Raw genomic sequence first — 14,261 nt, 5'->3', positions numbered from 1 at the left:
CGGTGAGACCCGCGGGGGCGGGCTGAACGTCGTTCTGTTACGGTCCGTCGAGACGTTGTAAGCGTGCCCGGACCGGGGGCGACGCCGCCGCGCGGCCCCGCCGGGACCTGGAGGGACGGACTGCATGGCACTCAACCGCGACTTCATCGGGCGGAGCTTCCCGCCCACCGAGCCGTACGAGGTCAGCCGCGTGAAGATCCGCGAGTTCGCGGACGCCATCGGCGACCCCAACCCGATCTACCGCGACCGCGAGGCCGCGAAGGCGGCCGGCCACCCCGACGTCGTCGCCCCGCCGACGTTCCCGATCGTGGTGTCGCTCGGCAACGCGGGCCTCGCCGACAAGGACCTGAACCTCAACTACGCGATGGTCGTGCACGGCGAGCAGCGGTTCGAGTACACCCGGCCGATGCGCGCCGGCGACGTGGTGACCTGCACCTCGACCATCACCGAGATCAAGTCGATCGGCAGCAACGAGAAGCTGGTCATCGAGACGGACGTCAAGACCGTCGAGGGCGAGCTGATCTGCAAGTCCTACAACACGATCGTGGAGCGGGGGGCCTGATGACCGCGAAGGTGAACTACGCCGACGTCGAGGTCGGCACCGAGCTCCCCGCGCAGACCTACGCCATCGACCGCGCAAACCTGGTGATGTACGCGGGCGCGTCCGGCGACTTCAACCCGATCCACTGGCGGGAGAGCTTCGCCAAGGCCGTCGGGCTGCCGGACGTGATCGCGCACGGCATGTTCACGATGGCGCAGGGCGGCCGGTACGTGACCGACTGGGTCGGCGATCCGGGCGCCGTGGTGGACTACGGGGTACGGTTCTCCTCGCCGGTCGTGGTGCCCGACGAGGGCGGCGCGACCCTGGAGATCAGCGGCAAGGTGGAGGAGAAGCTCGACGACGGCAAGGTCGTCGTGGCGCTCACCGCCAGGTCGAACGACCAGAAGGTCCTCACGCGCGCCAAGGCCGTCGTCCGGCTCGCCTGAGGCGCGCCGGGAGCACGCACCGGCCGGGTGTCCGGCCGGTGCGGACGTGCACGTACGGGGAGGGGACAGCACGGTGGCGGTGTTCGCGGAAGAGGTGAACCTGGCCGGGTACACCACGCTGCGGCTGGGCGGCCCGGCGCGGCGCTTCGTCGAGGCGACGTCGGAGGACGAGCTGGTCGCGGCGGTCCGCAAGGCCGACGACGCGGGCGAGCCGGTGCTGGTGCTCGGCGGCGGCAGCAACCTCGTGGTGTCCGATGACGGGTTCCCCGGGACCGTCGTGCACGTCGGCGCCCGAGGCGTCGAGCGCACCGCGGGCGACGGCGACACCGTGCTGGTCCGGGTCCGGGCCGGCGAGGACTGGGACCCGTTCGTGGCGCGCTGCGTCTCGGACGGGCTGGCCGGCGTCGAGTGCCTGTCCGGGATCCCGGGCCGGGTGGGCGCCACCCCGATCCAGAACGTCGGCGCGTACGGGCAGGACGTCAGCGAGACGATCGTGGAGGTCCGCGCCTACGACCGTCAGGCGCGCTCGTGCGTGATCCTCGACCGCGACCAGTGCCGGTTCACCTACCGGCACAGCGTGTTCAAGGGCAACGACCGGTACGTCGTGCTGGACGTGACGTACGCGCTTCGCGAGACCGAGGAGTCGCAGCCGATCAAGTACGCCGAGCTGGCGAAGCGCCTCGGCGTGCAGCCGGGCGAGCGGGTGTCGCTCAAGGAGGCGCGCGACGCCGTCCTGGAGTTGCGGCGCGGCAAGGGCATGGTCGTGGACGCCGCCGACCCCGACTCGCGCAGCGCCGGATCGTTCTTCACCAACCCGATCCTCACCGCCGGGCAGCTCGCCGGGCTGGAGCGGCGCGTCGCCGAGCGGCTCGGCCCGGACGCGGCGTTCCCGCGCTACCCGGAGGCGGACGGGCGGACCAAGACGTCCGCCGCCTGGCTGATCGACAAGGCCGGGTTCGCGAAGGGCCACGCGCTCGGCCCGGTGCGGATCTCCACCAAGCACACGCTCGCGCTGACGAACCCCGGCGGTGCGGGCGGGGCGTCCACCGCGGACCTGCTGGCCCTGGCCCGCGAGGTCCGCGCGGGCGTCTGCGAAGCGTTCGGTGTCGAGCTGGTGAACGAGCCCGTGATGGTCGGCGTCAGCCTCTGATCCCGGCCGTGCGGATCGGCGCCACCGCCCTGCCGACCCGTCTTCTTCGCCGAACCGGACGACAAGATGATGTCCTCCTCGGCGCTTGACTAAGTTAGTGATCGACCACTAACTTTCTCTCCATGAGCCCGAGGATGAGCGCCGAGCAGCGCCGCGAGATGGCGATCGAGGCCGCGGTGGCCGAGTTCGCCCGCGGCGGGTACGAGGGCACGTCCACCGCGGCCATCGCCGAGCGCGTCGGCGTCTCCCAGCCGTACATGTTCCGGCTGTTCCCCAGCAAGCGCGCCCTCTTCCTCGCCGCCGTCGACCGCTGCTTCGCCGACATCGAGGCCCTGCTGCGCGAGGCGGCGGGCGGCCGTCGCGGCACGGACGCGACCGCCGAGATGGCCGACGCCTACCGGCGCATCCTCGCCGAGGACCCGCACCTCCTGCGCTTCCAGCTGCAGATCTACGCCGCCGCCGTGGGGGACGAGGAGATCGGCCGCATCGGGCACGCCCGGTGGGCGCGGCTGTGGCGGCTCATCTCCGACGTGTCCGGCGCGGAGCCGGCGGAGGTCACCCGGTTCATGGCGGTCGGCATGCTGGTCAACGTGCTCACCGCGTTCCAGGTCCCCTACACGCCGGGCCCGGAGCTCCCCGAGTCCCTGCGCGACTGGGCGGAGGGGCTGCGCGGCGCCGCCCCGGACGCCGTCGACACGGGAGAGGAGCGGTAGCCGGACGCCCGCGCCGCCGGCCGGCGCCGATTTTTTTTTACCCCTCGAAGTTAGTGAGTGATAACTAATGAAGAAGCCGCATCCGCTCCGCACCTTCATCGTCACCGGCATCGCGCTGTTCATGGTGGCGCTCGACAACCTCATCGTCACCAACGCCCTCCCCGACATCCGCACCGACCTCGGCACCGGCCTCGAGGGCCTCGAATGGACGGTCAACGCCTACACGCTGAGCTTCGCCGTCCTGCTGCTCCCGGCCGCCGCCATCGCCGACCGGTGGGGGCGCCGCCGGCTGTTCATCGGCGGCCTCGCCGTCTTCACCGGCGCGTCCGCCGCCGCCGCGCTCGCCCCGAACATCGGCGTCCTCATCGCCGCGCGCGCCGTCCAGGGAGCCGGCGGCGCGATCGTCACCCCGCTGACCCTCACCCTCCTCGCCGCCGCCGTGCCGCCCGCCCGCCGCGGTGTCGCCCTCGCCGCGTGGAGCATGATGAGCGGCCTCGGCGTCGCGCTCGGCCCCGTCCTCGGCGGCGCCGTCACCCAGGCCGCCACCTGGCAGTGGGTCTTCTGGATCAACGTCCCCGTCGGCGCCGTGCTGCTCGCCCTCGCCCCCGGGTTCCTCACCGAGAGCCGCGGCGCCGCCAAGCGCCTCGACCTCGCCGGCACCGTCCTCGTCGCCGCCGGCGTCCTCGGCCTCGTCCTCGGGCTCGTCCGCGCCAACGAGCACGGCTGGACCAGCGCCCAGGTCCTCGGCTCCATGATCGCCGGCGCGGTGCTGGTGGTCGCCTTCGTCGTCCGCGAACTGCGCACCGCCGACCCCGTCCTGCCGATGCGGATCTTCCGCAGCCGCGGGTTCAGCGTCGTCAACGCCCTCTCGCTGATCATGTCGTTCGCCATGTTCGGCGCGACGTTCCTGCTCATCCAGTTCATGCAGGGCGTCCTGCACATGAGCCCGCTCGGCGCCGGCGTCCGCTCCCTGCCGTGGACCGGCATGCCGCTGCTCGTCGCCCCGCTGACCGCGCCGCTCATCGCCCGCATCGGCGTCCGCAACGTCCTGGCCCTCGCGCTGGCGTTCCAGACCGCCGGGCTCGGCTGGCTCGCCGCCGTCCTGTCGCCGACCGCCACCTACGGCGAGATGATCCCCGCGTTCGTCCTCGCCGGCATCGGGATGGGGCTGTTCTTCCCGCCCATCGCCCGCGCCGTCCTCGGCTTCGCCCCGCCCGAACTGGTCGGCGTCGCCTCCGGCGTCAGCAACTCGCTGCGCCAGCTCGGCACCGTCCTCGGCATCGCGGTCCTCGGCGCCGTCTTCGCCGCCAAGGGCGGCTTCACCACCCCGCAGGCGTTCACCGACGGACTCCAGCCCGCCCTCTGGCTGGCCGCCGCCGCCCTCGCCGCCGGATCCGTCGCCGCCCTCCTGATCCCCGCCCTCCCCACCCACGCCGAGCAGGCGCCCTCGGCGGAGACGGCGCCCTCAGGGGAGATGGCGCCCGCGGAGACTGCGCCCGAGACCGAGCCCGAGCCCGCCGTCTCCTGATCCGCGCAACGTCGCGGCGGGCCGTCCCTCAGCGGGGGCCCGCCGCGCCGGCGTGAACCCAGGCGTCGATGCCGTCGAGGAGGCGTTTGCGGATGTCGTCGGGGGCGGCGGAACCGCGCACCGACTGGCGAGCCAGCTCCGCCAGTTCCGCGTCGGAGAAGCCGTGCACGTCGCGGACGAGGTCGTACTGGCGGGCCAGCCGCGACCCGAACAGCAGCGGGTCGTCGGCGCCCAGCGCGATCCGCGCGCCCGCCTCGAACAGCCGCCGCACCGGGACCTCCTCCGGCGTCGCCGCCACCCCGAGGCTCACGTTGGACGCTGGGCACACCTCCAGCGTCACGCCCCGGTCCACGATCCGCTCCAGCAGCCGCGGGTCCTCCACCGCCCGCACGCCGTGCCCGATCCGGTCGGCGTCCAGCGCCTCCAGGCACTCCCGGACGCTCGCCGGGCCGAGCAGCTCGCCGCCGTGCGGATCCGACAGCAGCCCGCCCCGCTTGGCGATCCGGAACGCCCCCTCGAAGTCGTAGGCCCGGCCGCGCCGCTCGTCGTTCGACAGCCCGAACCCGACCACGCCCTGCCCGGTGTAGCGGACGGCCAGCCGCGCCAGCGTCTTGGCGTCCAGCGGATGCCGGGTACGGTTCGCGGCGATCACCACGCCGATCCCGATCCCCGCCGCCTCGCCCGCCTCCCGCGCCGCGTCCAGCACCAGCTCCACCGTCGGCGTCAGGCCGCCGAACTTCGCCGCGTACCCGCTCGGGTCGACCTGGATCTCCAGCCAGCCCGACCCCTCCGCCGCCTCGTCCTCCGCCGTCTCCCGCAGCAGCCGCCGCAGGTCGTCCGGCGTCCGCAGGACGGACCGGGCGATGTCGTACAGCCGCTGGAACCGGAACCAGCCGCGCTCGTCGGTCGCGCGCAGCTTCGGCGGCCAGTCCTCGACCAGGGCGTCCGGCAGGTGGACGCCGTGCTCGGCGGCCAGCTCCACCAGCGTCGAATGCCGCATCGAGCCGGTGAAGTGCAGATGCAGGTGCGCCTTCGGGAGCAGGGCCACGTCCGGACGGTCGGAGCCGGGCCGCGGGGCGGCGGGCTCGGGGCGGGCCGGTTCCACGCCGTCCTGAACGGAACGGTCATGGGCCGGGCGGGGTGACACGGTACGGGCCTCCATGGACCAATGTTGCCGGATCGCGCGCCGCGTCGAACCCCCGCCCCACCAGGATCACCACACCGGACTACCCCGCATGGCACCCGGCGGCCATGCCCGCCCGTGGACATCACCGAAAAAACTTGGGAACCGCGTGCAACCCCGCTCCGTGGTCGTGCGTATACGAGGGGCGCAGAAGGCGAAAGCATTCGAACGGGCAGAGAGGGACACACACGATGATCACGCTGAAGGCCGCACTGATCGCGGCGGGCGCCATCGGGACCGTGGCCGTGGGCGGCGGCGCCACGTGGGCCATGACCGGCTCCCACCAGAACGCGGACCTCCAGTCCGGCGAGTCGAAGCTGCCCGCCGCGCACCGGGTCGTCGACGCGCCGAAGACCGCGCCGACCTGCCTGCCCGCGGCCCGGCTGCCCAAGAACGGCAAGCTGCCGAAGACGGGCGAGCTCCCGAAGACCGGGAAGCTGCCGAAGACCGGGAAGCTGCCGAAGACGGGTGAGCTGCCGAAGACGGGCGACCTGCCCACCGCCGGCGTCCCGAAGACCGGGAAGCCGCCCACGACGGAGCAGCTGCGCAAGGAGGCCGGCGCCGTCAAGAAGAAGGCCGACGCCGCCAAGCCCACGGTCGCCGTCCCGAACCCCGGCGTCCCCGGCGTCGTCGCCCCCGGCACGCCGACCGCGGTCCCGTCGCCCCCGGCGAACCTGCCGACCTGCCTGCCGTCCACCAGGACCCTGCCCAAGACCGGCGCCCCGGCCGCCAAGCCGTCCGCGCGCGGCGTCCCCGGCAAGCCCGCGCTGCCCGGCGTGCCCGCCCTCGACTGCCGCACCCTCGCCCCCGCCGTGAAGATCGGCGGGCCCGTCGAGAAGACCGTCATGCTGGCCAAGGGCCTCAAGTACACCTCCGCCACCCCCGGCGCCGCCGACCTCAAGAAGCTCAACATCTGCGCCGTCACCCAGAAGTGGACCGGCAAGGCCGGCCGGTGGCTCACCGTCGAAACCCTGAAGACCCCCGCCGGAATGACGCAGAATCAGCTCCGGCAGGCCCTGCGGCTCCCCGAGGGCGGCACCCCGCTCACCGTCGACGGCGTCGCCGCCTACCAGGGACCGCACGGCAGCGGCGTCCTGGTGTTCGACCCGAACGGCTCCTCGCTGTTCGTGAACGGCAGCCCCGTCCTCACCGGCGGGCCGCAGGACATCGCCACCGCACTGCGGCGGGCGCACTAGCACGACAAGACCCGGGCGGACGGCCAGGCGCGGGGCCGTCCGCCCAGGACGCGGGATCCCCTCCACCCGGACGGAGCACAGTGGGGCGTCGAGACGACGAGTCGTTCGTTGAGTTCGTGGCGGAACGCGGCGATGCCCTGCTGCGCACCGCCTCGCTGATGTGCGGTGCCCGGCAGGACGCCGAGGACATCCTGCAGACCGCGCTGGAGAAGGCGTACCGGCACTGGGGACGGCTGGACGCCGACACCGATCCCGAGCCCTACGTCCGCCGGATCCTGGTCAACCTGGTGATCAGCCGGTCCCGGCGGTGGAAGGTGCTGCGGGAGATCCACATGGAGAGGCCGCCCGAGACGCCCGCGCACTCGGGCACCCACGCCGTCGAGCTGAGGGGGACGCTCATGGACGAACTGCGCAGACTCGGCGCCCGGCAGCGGGCGGTGCTCGTGCTGCGCTTCTGGGAGGACCTCTCGGAGGCGGAGACCGCGCGGGTGCTCGGCTGCTCGGTCGGCACCGTCAAGAGCCAAGCCTCCCGGGGACTCGCCAGGCTCCGGGAGCGACTCGGCGCGAACCTGGCGCCACTGGGGAGCTGAACGATGGACCTGGAGAGCGAACTGCGCGCGGCCATGGCCGAGCAGGTGGCCGGGACGGCCGCGCCGTCCTCGCTCGTGGCCGACGTGCGGCGCCGCCACCGGCGCCGCACGAACCGGATCCGCGCCACCGTCGGCGTCGCCGCCGCGTCCGTCGCCGCCCTCGCCCTGGTGCCCACCTACCAGTCGTTCCGGGCCACACCTGCCGGGGACTCCGCGACCTCCCGCCCCACGGGCGGGCCCGCGATCCTCGAGCAGCCGGAACGGCGGCCCGCCTCGGGCCTCCCCGCGTCCCCGTCGCCTGAGGGGAGGCCCGAGGCGGGAACCACGCCGAAGCCGTCCGCGCATCCGAAGACCGGCGGCGCCGACGGCGGCGGGGACGACCGGCCCGGCGGCCCCGGCGCCACCGTGAAGCTCCCGCACTGGGTCACCTACCTGCCGGGCGGCCTCACCGCCGCCGGGCCCTGCACCGTCACCGGCGACCCCGCGCACCGCACCACCACCTGCAAATGGGGCGGGACGGCCGGCTGGGTGCAGATCGCCCTGGTCAAGGCCGGCGGCGTCGGCCTGGCCGACCTCGCCCCCGGCGGTGTCCCGCGCCGCACCACCGTCCGCGGCATGCCCGCCCTCACCGGCGACCGCCCCGGCTCCGGACGCCAGGTCTCCTGGATCGCCAAACCCGGCACCGGCGTCACCGTCACCGCCGGCGGCACCGCGAAGGAGCAGCTCATGCGCATCGCCGAAGGCGTCCGCCCCTGAGACCACGCTCCGGCGGGGACGTCCTCGAATGGCGGAGAGGGGCCGCCAGGACACCCCCCCGCCGGAGCGTCCTTGAATGGGGACGGCCCCGAGGCGAAAGCCTCGGGGCCGTCCCCATTCAAGCCTCAGCCCCCGCTCGCCGGGGCTCCCTGGACTACTCGGAGAGGAGCTTCGCCACGCGGGAGACGCCTTCGACGAGGTCGTCGTCGCCGAGGGCGTAGGAGAGGCGGAAGTAGCCGGGGGTGCCGAACGCCTCGCCGGGCACCAGCGCGACCTCGGCCTCCTCCAGGATCAGCGACGCCAGCTCCACCGACGTCTCCGGGCGCCAGCCGCGGATCTCCTTGCCGAGCAGCGCCTTCACCGACGGGTAGGCGTAGAACGCGCCCTCCGGCTCCGGGCAGACGACGCCGGGGATCTCGTTCAGCATCTTCACGATCGTCTGGCGGCGCCGGTCGAACGCCTTGCGCATCTCCGCCACCGCCGACAGGTCGCCGGTCACCGCGGCGAGCGCCGCGGCCTGCGAGACGTTCGCCACGTTCGACGTCGCGTGCGACTGCATGTTCGCGGCGGCCTTCACCACGTCCGCGGGGCCGATCAGCCAGCCCACCCGCCAGCCGGTCATCGCGTACGTCTTCGCCACGCCGTTCAGCACCAGCGTGCGGTCGGCCAGCTCCGGCACGACGACGGGCATCGAGTGGAACTCGGCGCCGCCGTACACCAGGTGCTCGTAGATCTCGTCGGTGATGACCCAGAGGCCGTGCTCGTCGGCCCAGCGGCCGATCGCCTCGATCTCGTCACGCGAGTAGACCGCGCCCGTCGGGTTGGACGGCGAGACGAACAGCAGCACCTTCGTCCGGTCGGTGCGGGCCGACTCCAGCTGCTCGACGCTCACCTTGTAGCCGGTGGTCTCGTCGGCGACGACGTCCACCGGGACGCCGCCCGCCAGCTTGATCGACTCGGGGTAGGTCGTCCAGTAGGGGGTCGGGACGAGCACCTCGTCGCCCGGGTCCAGCAGCGCCGCGAACGCCTCGTACACCGCCTGCTTGCCGCCGTTGGTCACCAGGACCTGCGAGGCGTCCACCTTGTAGCCGGAGTCCCGCTCGGTCTTCTCGGCGATGGCGGCGCGCAGCTCGGGCAGCCCGCCCGCCGGCGTGTACTTGTGGAAGCGCGGCACCCGGCAGGCGGTCACCGCCGCCTCGACGATGTAGTCCGGGGTCGGGAAGTCGGGCTCGCCCGCGCCGAAGCCGATGACCGGGCGGCCCGCCGCCTTCAGGGCCTTGGCCTTGGCGTCCACGGCCAGCGTTGCGGACTCGGATATCGCGGCGATGCGCTTGGAGATGCGAGGACGGTCGATGCTCATATCCCTATCGTTACAGAAGCGAGGCCATGACCAGAGCGATATATCAGCGCCGGTGGGACGGCCTTCGCCGCGGCGGCGCGGCGTTCCGCGGGATCCGGTTCGACGCGGGGCGCTCGGCGACGTAGACTCACCTCCCTAGTGACGCGTCACCGGTATACGACCCTGTCCGCACACGGGCATCCCCAAGAGGTCGTAAGCTGGGGCACGGCACCGACCCGGTCCCGCGGCCGGGTGTTCTCCTTAACCGGAGAATGAAGGGCAGTGGCTCAATTGGTAGAGCTCCGGTCTCCAAAACCGGCGGTTGGGGGTTCGAGTCCCTCCTGCCCTGCGAGGTGCGGTGCGCGCACCGGTGCCGGCCGCGCCACGGCGCCCGCCGTGGCGTCCCGCGACGCGGGTTCGCGCGACAACCACTGGGTGGTTGGAACACGACCTATGAGGTGAACGGCGGCAATGGCGACTGAGACGCGCGGCGAGGCCGCGGCCAAGGACGAAGGCAAGGGGAAGTCCGCCCCCAAGCGGACCACCCCGGCGCTGTTCGTGCGCCAGGTCATCGCCGAGCTGCGCAAGGTCATCTGGCCGACCCGCCGTGAGCTGGTCACCTACACCACCGTGTCGCTGGTGTTCGTGCTGATCATGGTCGCGATCGTGTCCGGGTTCGACTACGGACTGCAGCAGGGGATCTACAAGATCTTCGGCTGAGACCGGCGCGCGCGGCGACCGTCGCGCCCGGCCCGGCGGCACCACCCGCAAGGCAGCACCGTAAATCCATCACCGCACACCGTCCGGAGAGAGAGTCACCGTGTCCGAGCCCTCACAGCCGCCCTACGACGAGGCCGTTGACGAGGCCCAGTCCGCCGCGGCTGCTGCGGCCGGCCAGGCGGCCGAGCCCGCCGAGGACGCGGCCGAGGCCGCCGTCGCCGCCGGCGAGGCCGAGCCCGCGGACGAGAAGCTCGAGGGCGAGGGCGTCGCGCCCGGCGCCGCCGCGGACGCCGCCGACCTCGCCGAGGCCGTCGAGGGCGCGGAAGCCGTCGAGGGCACGGACGCCGCCGACGTGCCCGCCGCCGAGGAGGGCGAGTCGGAGGAGTCCGGCGACGAGGGTGAAGAGGACGAGGAGGCCGCGGCCGAGCCGCCCGCCGACCCGTACGCCGACTTCAAGATGCAGCTCCGCCTCCAGCCGGGCGACTGGTACGTCGTGCACTCCTACGCGGGGTACGAGAACCGGGTCAAGACCAACATCGAGACCCGCACCCAGACCCTCAACATGGAGGACTACATCTTCCAGATCGAGGTCCCCCAGCACGAGGTGACCGAGATCAAGGGCGGCAAGCGGCAGAAGGTCAACGAGAAGGTCCTGCCGGGCTACATCCTCGTCCGGATGGAGCTGACCGACGAGTCGTGGGCCGCGGTCCGCAACACGCCGGGCGTGACCGGGTTCGTCGGCCTGCTGAACAAGCCGTCCCCGCTGAGCCTGGACGAGGTCGCCAACCTGCTGGCGCCCGAGCCGGAGGAGGGCGTCACCAAGGCCAAGGAGCAGGCCAAGGTCGCCGCCACCGTCGACTTCGAGGTCGGCGAGTCGGTCACCGTCATGGACGGCCCGTTCGCCACCCTCCCCGCGACCGTCAACGAGATCAACGCCGAGCAGCAGAAGCTCAAGGTGCTGGTCTCGATCTTCGGCCGGGAGACCCCGGTCGAGCTGAGCTTCAACCAGGTCTCCAAGATCTGACGTACCTCCCCGCGCGAGCGGGGCATGAGTTTCCGGTGATCCCTACACGGCGGACGAGTCCCGCCGCCGTGTTGCCCGCCGAGCGGGAGTCGGGGTCCACATCAAACGGGACATAGGGGTTTGCATGCCTCCGAAGAAGAAGATCGCCGCGCTCGTCAAGGTGCAGCTCAACGCGGGCGCCGCGACGCCGGCGCCGCCGGTCGGTACCGCACTCGGCCCGCACGGCGTCAACATCATGGACTTCTGCAAGCAGTACAACGCTGCGACGGAGTCCCAGCGCGGCAACGTCATCCCCGTAGAGATCACCATCTACGAGGACCGGTCGTTCACGTTCGTCACCAAGACCCCGCCCGCCGCGCAGCTGATCCTGAAGGCCGCCGGTGTGGAGAAGGGCAGCGGCGAGCCGCACAAGACCAAGGTCGGCTCGGTCACCGCGGACCAGATCCGCGAGATCGCCACGACCAAGATGCCCGACCTCAACGCCAAGGACCTGGCGGCCGCGGAGAAGATCGTCGCGGGCACCGCCCGGTCGATGGGCATCGAGGTCAAGTAGTTCACCACCCAGTGGCAGGGCCGGGCGCGGCCCGTACCACGAGTTCCTTGGAGGAACGAGCATGAAGCGCAGCAAGGGCTACCGCGCGGCGGCCGAGAAGATCGACCGGGACCGGCTGTACAGCCCGGTCGAGGCCGTCAAGCTGGCCAGGGAGACCTCCGTCACCAAGTTCGACGCGACCGTCGAGGTCGCGCTGCGGCTCGGTGTCGACCCGCGCAAGGCGGACCAGATGGTGCGCGGCACCGTCAACCTGCCGCACGGCACCGGCAAGACGGCCCGCGTGCTGGTGTTCGCGGGCGGCGCGAAGGCCGAGGAGGCCCGCGAGGCCGGCGCCGACCTGGTCGGGTCGGACGACATGATCGAGCGGATCCAGGGCGGTTTCCTGGAGTTCGACGCGGTCGTGGCGACGCCGGACCAGATGGGCAAGGTCGGCCGGCTCGGGCGGGTGCTCGGCCCGCGCGGCCTGATGCCGAACCCGAAGACCGGCACCGTGACGATGGACGTGGCCAAGGCCGTCACCGACATCAAGGGCGGCAAGATCGAGTTCCGGGTCGACCGGCACGCGAACCTGCACTTCATCATCGGCAAGGCGTCGTTCGACGAGCGCCAGCTGGTGGAGAACTACGCGGCGGCGGTCGAGGAGATCCAGCGGCTCAAGCCGTCCGCGGCGAAGGGCCGGTACGTGAAGAAGGCCGCGCTGACGACCTCGATGGGGCCGAGCATCCCCGTCGACCCGAACGCGGTCCGCAACCTCACCGCGGAGCTCGACGAGGCCTGATCCGGGCTTCCCGCCCGGCGCGTGAAACGGGCATGACGGCAGGGCGTCTCCTTCGGGAGGCGCCCTGCCGCGTTTCCGGGGTCCGTTCCGCTGAGCGGGCGCGAGCCGGCCGGGCGGGAGCGTCCGGCCGGTAGATTGCGTCGCCGGATGCCGAGGAGAGGGGCGTGATGGGCGGATCGCCGCGCCGGCTGTACGACGTGCTCGACACCGCGGCGGAGGCCGCCCCGGACGCTCCGGCGCTGTCGGTGGACGGCACGACATGGACGTTCCGGGAGCTGCGCGCGCGGACGGACGCGCTGAGCGCCCATCTGGGGGAGCGGTGCCCGACCGGGGCGCGGGTGGCGCTGCTGGCGCACAACCGGCTGGAGTACGTGGCCGCGTACTACGGGGTTCCGCGGGACGGCCGGGTCCTGGTGCCGCTCAACCAGCGGCTGCATCCGCGCGAGTGGGCGGACCAGATCGCGCGCAGCGGCGTGTCGCTCGTCCTCGGTGAGCCGGACCTGCTCGGCAGGCTCGCGGACGAGGGGGAGCTCGGCGCCGGCCATCCTCCGCTCGTCCCCATCTCCGACCTGCCGTGGGACGCGCCCGCGCGCCCGCCCGGCGCTGCGTCCGGGCCGGACAAGGTCGCGTGGCTGATGTACACCAGCGGGACGACGGGCCGCCCCAAGGGGGTGCGGCTGACGCACGGGAGCCTGCTCGCGGGCCTCGGGGTGTCGGCGTCGGGGCGGCCGGTCCGTCCCGGTGACGTGTTCTGCACGCCGTTCCCGTTGTGCCATGTGGCTGGCTACCAGGTGATGCTGCATCACCTGTTCGGGCGGCATGCGGTGGTGATGCGCCGGTTCCGTCCGGCGGACCTGGTGGAGGCGGCGCGACGGCACGGCGTCACGAACGTGTCGCTGGCCCCGACGATGATCGAGGATCTGCTCGCGCACCTGGCGGACGGTCCGGCGGCGCTGGAAGTGCTGCGCGGCGCGCTTCGGGTGGTGTCGTACGGGTCGGCGCCGATGCCGGTTCCGCTGCTGCGCCGCGTCCACGACGTGCTGGGTTGCGACCTGAATCAGGGCTTCGGCATGACGGAGCTGTCGGGAAACGCGACGTTCCTGTCGCCGGACGACCACCGCACCGCGATCGCGTCCAGGCCCGAGCTGGCCGCGTCGGCGGGGCGTCCCGCGGACGGCGTCGAGATCGGCGTGATCGGTGAGGGCGGGGCGCCGGTCCCGCCGGGGACGGTCGGGGAGGTCGTCGTGCGGGGCGCGCAGGTGACGCCCGGATACTGGGACGATCCGGAGGCGACCGCGGAGGCGTTCGCGGGGGACTGGTTCCGCACCGGCGACGTCGGCCGCGTCGACGCGGACGGCTACCTCTACCTGGTGGACCGCCTCAAGGACGTGATCGTCACCGGCGGCGAGAACGTCTCGTCGCGCGAGGTGGAGGACGTGCTGCGCACGGTCCCGGGCGTCGGCGAGGTCGCCGTGGTGGGGCTGCCGGATCCGCGCTGGGGCCAGACGGTGTGCGCGGTGATCGTGCCGGACGGCGAGCGGCCGGCGGACGAGGAGCTGATCGGCGCGTGCCGGGCGCGGCTGGCCGGGTTCAAGACGCCGCGGCGGATCGAGTACGTCGACGCGCTGCCGCGCACCGGCACCGGGAAGATCCGCAAGTCCGTGCTCCGGGACCGCCTGGCCTGACGCCGGTACCCGGCGCTCCACCGGGGGCTGCGGCGGGCGCCCGATTATGCCGCTGACCT

General features: G+C 72.7%; 15 protein-coding genes and 1 tRNA gene. 14 read left to right on the top strand and 2 right to left on the bottom strand.

Annotated features, from left to right (window positions below; all coding sequences use genetic code 11):
• Positions 1-124: 124 nt before the first annotated feature.
• From J4709_RS21405 to J4709_RS21385, 5 genes are all read left to right on the top strand, one after another.
• Positions 125-562, top strand: coding sequence for a MaoC family dehydratase N-terminal domain-containing protein (locus J4709_RS21405; RefSeq protein WP_208243466.1), 438 nt, complete (start codon positions 125-127; stop codon positions 560-562).
• A complete protein-coding gene (locus tag J4709_RS21400; protein ID WP_208243464.1) occupies positions 562-987 on the top strand; it encodes a MaoC family dehydratase in 426 nt (141 codons plus the stop codon). The genes J4709_RS21405 and J4709_RS21400 overlap by 1 nt, the downstream gene beginning before the upstream one ends.
• A 73-nt stretch (positions 988-1,060) precedes the next feature.
• Positions 1,061-2,137 carry a UDP-N-acetylmuramate dehydrogenase gene (locus tag J4709_RS21395; protein ID WP_208243755.1) on the top strand — a complete coding sequence of 359 codons (1,077 nt, stop codon included), beginning with the start codon at positions 1,061-1,063 and terminating at the stop codon, positions 2,135-2,137.
• A 122-nt stretch (positions 2,138-2,259) separates the two neighbouring features.
• Positions 2,260-2,850, top strand: coding sequence for a TetR/AcrR family transcriptional regulator (locus J4709_RS21390; RefSeq protein WP_208243462.1), 591 nt, complete (start codon positions 2,260-2,262; stop codon positions 2,848-2,850).
• Between the two features lie 67 nt (positions 2,851-2,917).
• Positions 2,918-4,378, top strand: a complete 1,461-nt coding sequence (locus J4709_RS21385; RefSeq protein ID WP_208243460.1) for a DHA2 family efflux MFS transporter permease subunit — start codon at positions 2,918-2,920, stop codon at positions 4,376-4,378.
• A gap of 28 nt (positions 4,379-4,406) precedes the next feature.
• Here J4709_RS21385 and J4709_RS21380 read toward each other — a convergent pair whose 3' ends face one another.
• Positions 4,407-5,540, bottom strand: a complete 1,134-nt coding sequence (locus J4709_RS21380) for an adenosine deaminase (RefSeq protein ID WP_208243457.1) — start codon at positions 5,538-5,540, stop codon at positions 4,407-4,409.
• 212 nt (positions 5,541-5,752) lie between these two features.
• Between J4709_RS21380 and J4709_RS21375 the strand changes: the two genes are divergently transcribed.
• The 3 genes from J4709_RS21375 (at position 5,753) to J4709_RS21365 (ending at position 8,103) form a co-directional block, all read left to right on the top strand.
• Complete coding sequence (locus J4709_RS21375) at positions 5,753-6,757, top strand: hypothetical protein (protein ID WP_208243455.1); 1,005 nt, start codon at positions 5,753-5,755, stop codon at positions 6,755-6,757.
• 80 nt (positions 6,758-6,837) lie between these two features.
• Positions 6,838-7,347, top strand: a complete 510-nt coding sequence (locus J4709_RS21370) for a SigE family RNA polymerase sigma factor (RefSeq protein ID WP_173098539.1) — start codon at positions 6,838-6,840, stop codon at positions 7,345-7,347.
• A 3-nt stretch (positions 7,348-7,350) separates the two neighbouring features.
• Positions 7,351-8,103: a hypothetical protein gene (locus J4709_RS21365; RefSeq protein WP_208243453.1), complete on the top strand. Its 753-nt coding sequence runs from the start codon at positions 7,351-7,353 to the stop codon at positions 8,101-8,103.
• 154 nt (positions 8,104-8,257) lie between these two features.
• Here the strand turns inward: J4709_RS21365 and J4709_RS21360 are convergent, their stop codons facing one another.
• Positions 8,258-9,463, bottom strand: a complete 1,206-nt coding sequence (locus tag J4709_RS21360; RefSeq protein ID WP_208243450.1) for a pyridoxal phosphate-dependent aminotransferase — start codon at positions 9,461-9,463, stop codon at positions 8,258-8,260.
• 255 nt (positions 9,464-9,718) lie between these two features.
• Between J4709_RS21360 and J4709_RS21355 the strand changes: the two genes are divergently transcribed.
• The 6 genes from J4709_RS21355 (at position 9,719) to J4709_RS21330 (ending at position 14,202) form a co-directional block, all read left to right on the top strand.
• Positions 9,719-9,791 (top strand) — tRNA-Trp (locus tag J4709_RS21355).
• A 122-nt stretch (positions 9,792-9,913) separates the two neighbouring features.
• Complete coding sequence (gene secE, locus J4709_RS21350) at positions 9,914-10,162, top strand: preprotein translocase subunit SecE (protein WP_173098542.1); 249 nt, start codon at positions 9,914-9,916, stop codon at positions 10,160-10,162.
• Positions 10,163-10,262: 100 nt separating this feature from the next.
• Positions 10,263-11,186, top strand: coding sequence for a transcription termination/antitermination protein NusG (nusG, locus tag J4709_RS21345; RefSeq protein ID WP_307801406.1), 924 nt, complete (start codon positions 10,263-10,265; stop codon positions 11,184-11,186).
• 124 nt (positions 11,187-11,310) lie between these two features.
• On the top strand, positions 11,311-11,739 hold the full coding sequence (gene rplK / locus J4709_RS21340) for a 50S ribosomal protein L11 (protein ID WP_208243449.1): 429 nt from the start codon (positions 11,311-11,313) through the stop codon (positions 11,737-11,739).
• 61 nt (positions 11,740-11,800) lie between these two features.
• Complete coding sequence (rplA, locus tag J4709_RS21335) at positions 11,801-12,517, top strand: 50S ribosomal protein L1 (RefSeq protein ID WP_208243447.1); 717 nt, start codon at positions 11,801-11,803, stop codon at positions 12,515-12,517.
• A gap of 167 nt (positions 12,518-12,684) precedes the next feature.
• Entirely contained in the window at positions 12,685-14,202 is a 1,518-nt protein-coding gene (locus tag J4709_RS21330) for a class I adenylate-forming enzyme family protein (protein WP_208243444.1), read from the top strand.
• Positions 14,203-14,261 lie beyond the last annotated feature (59 nt).

The organism is Actinomadura violacea (assembly GCF_017573465.1).
GTDB lineage: Bacteria > Actinomycetota > Actinomycetes > Streptosporangiales > Streptosporangiaceae > Spirillospora > Spirillospora violacea.
The sequence above is the reverse complement of the archived record's forward strand: the minus strand, read 5'-3'. Positions and strand labels throughout refer to the sequence as shown.

Bases quoted from the DNA above. Each gene is read 5' to 3' on its own strand.
- rplK (WP_208243449.1), top strand. From the start codon at position 11,311: ATGCCTCCGAAGAAGAAGATCGCCGCGCTCGTCAAGGTGCAGCTCAAC.
- J4709_RS21380 (WP_208243457.1), bottom strand. From the start codon at position 5,540: ATGGAGGCCCGTACCGTGTCACCCCGCCCGGCCCATGACCGTTCCGTT.
- J4709_RS21400 (WP_208243464.1), top strand. From the start codon at position 562: ATGACCGCGAAGGTGAACTACGCCGACGTCGAGGTCGGCACCGAGCTC.
- J4709_RS21385 (WP_208243460.1), top strand. From the start codon at position 2,918: ATGAAGAAGCCGCATCCGCTCCGCACCTTCATCGTCACCGGCATCGCG.
- rplA (WP_208243447.1), top strand. From the start codon at position 11,801: ATGAAGCGCAGCAAGGGCTACCGCGCGGCGGCCGAGAAGATCGACCGG.
- J4709_RS21375 (WP_208243455.1), top strand. From the start codon at position 5,753: ATGATCACGCTGAAGGCCGCACTGATCGCGGCGGGCGCCATCGGGACC.
- J4709_RS21330 (WP_208243444.1), top strand. From the start codon at position 12,685: ATGGGCGGATCGCCGCGCCGGCTGTACGACGTGCTCGACACCGCGGCG.
- J4709_RS21405 (WP_208243466.1), top strand. From the start codon at position 125: ATGGCACTCAACCGCGACTTCATCGGGCGGAGCTTCCCGCCCACCGAG.
- J4709_RS21365 (WP_208243453.1), top strand. From the start codon at position 7,351: ATGGACCTGGAGAGCGAACTGCGCGCGGCCATGGCCGAGCAGGTGGCC.
- J4709_RS21360 (WP_208243450.1), bottom strand. From the start codon at position 9,463: ATGAGCATCGACCGTCCTCGCATCTCCAAGCGCATCGCCGCGATATCC.
- secE (WP_173098542.1), top strand. From the start codon at position 9,914: ATGGCGACTGAGACGCGCGGCGAGGCCGCGGCCAAGGACGAAGGCAAG.
- J4709_RS21390 (WP_208243462.1), top strand. From the start codon at position 2,260: ATGAGCCCGAGGATGAGCGCCGAGCAGCGCCGCGAGATGGCGATCGAG.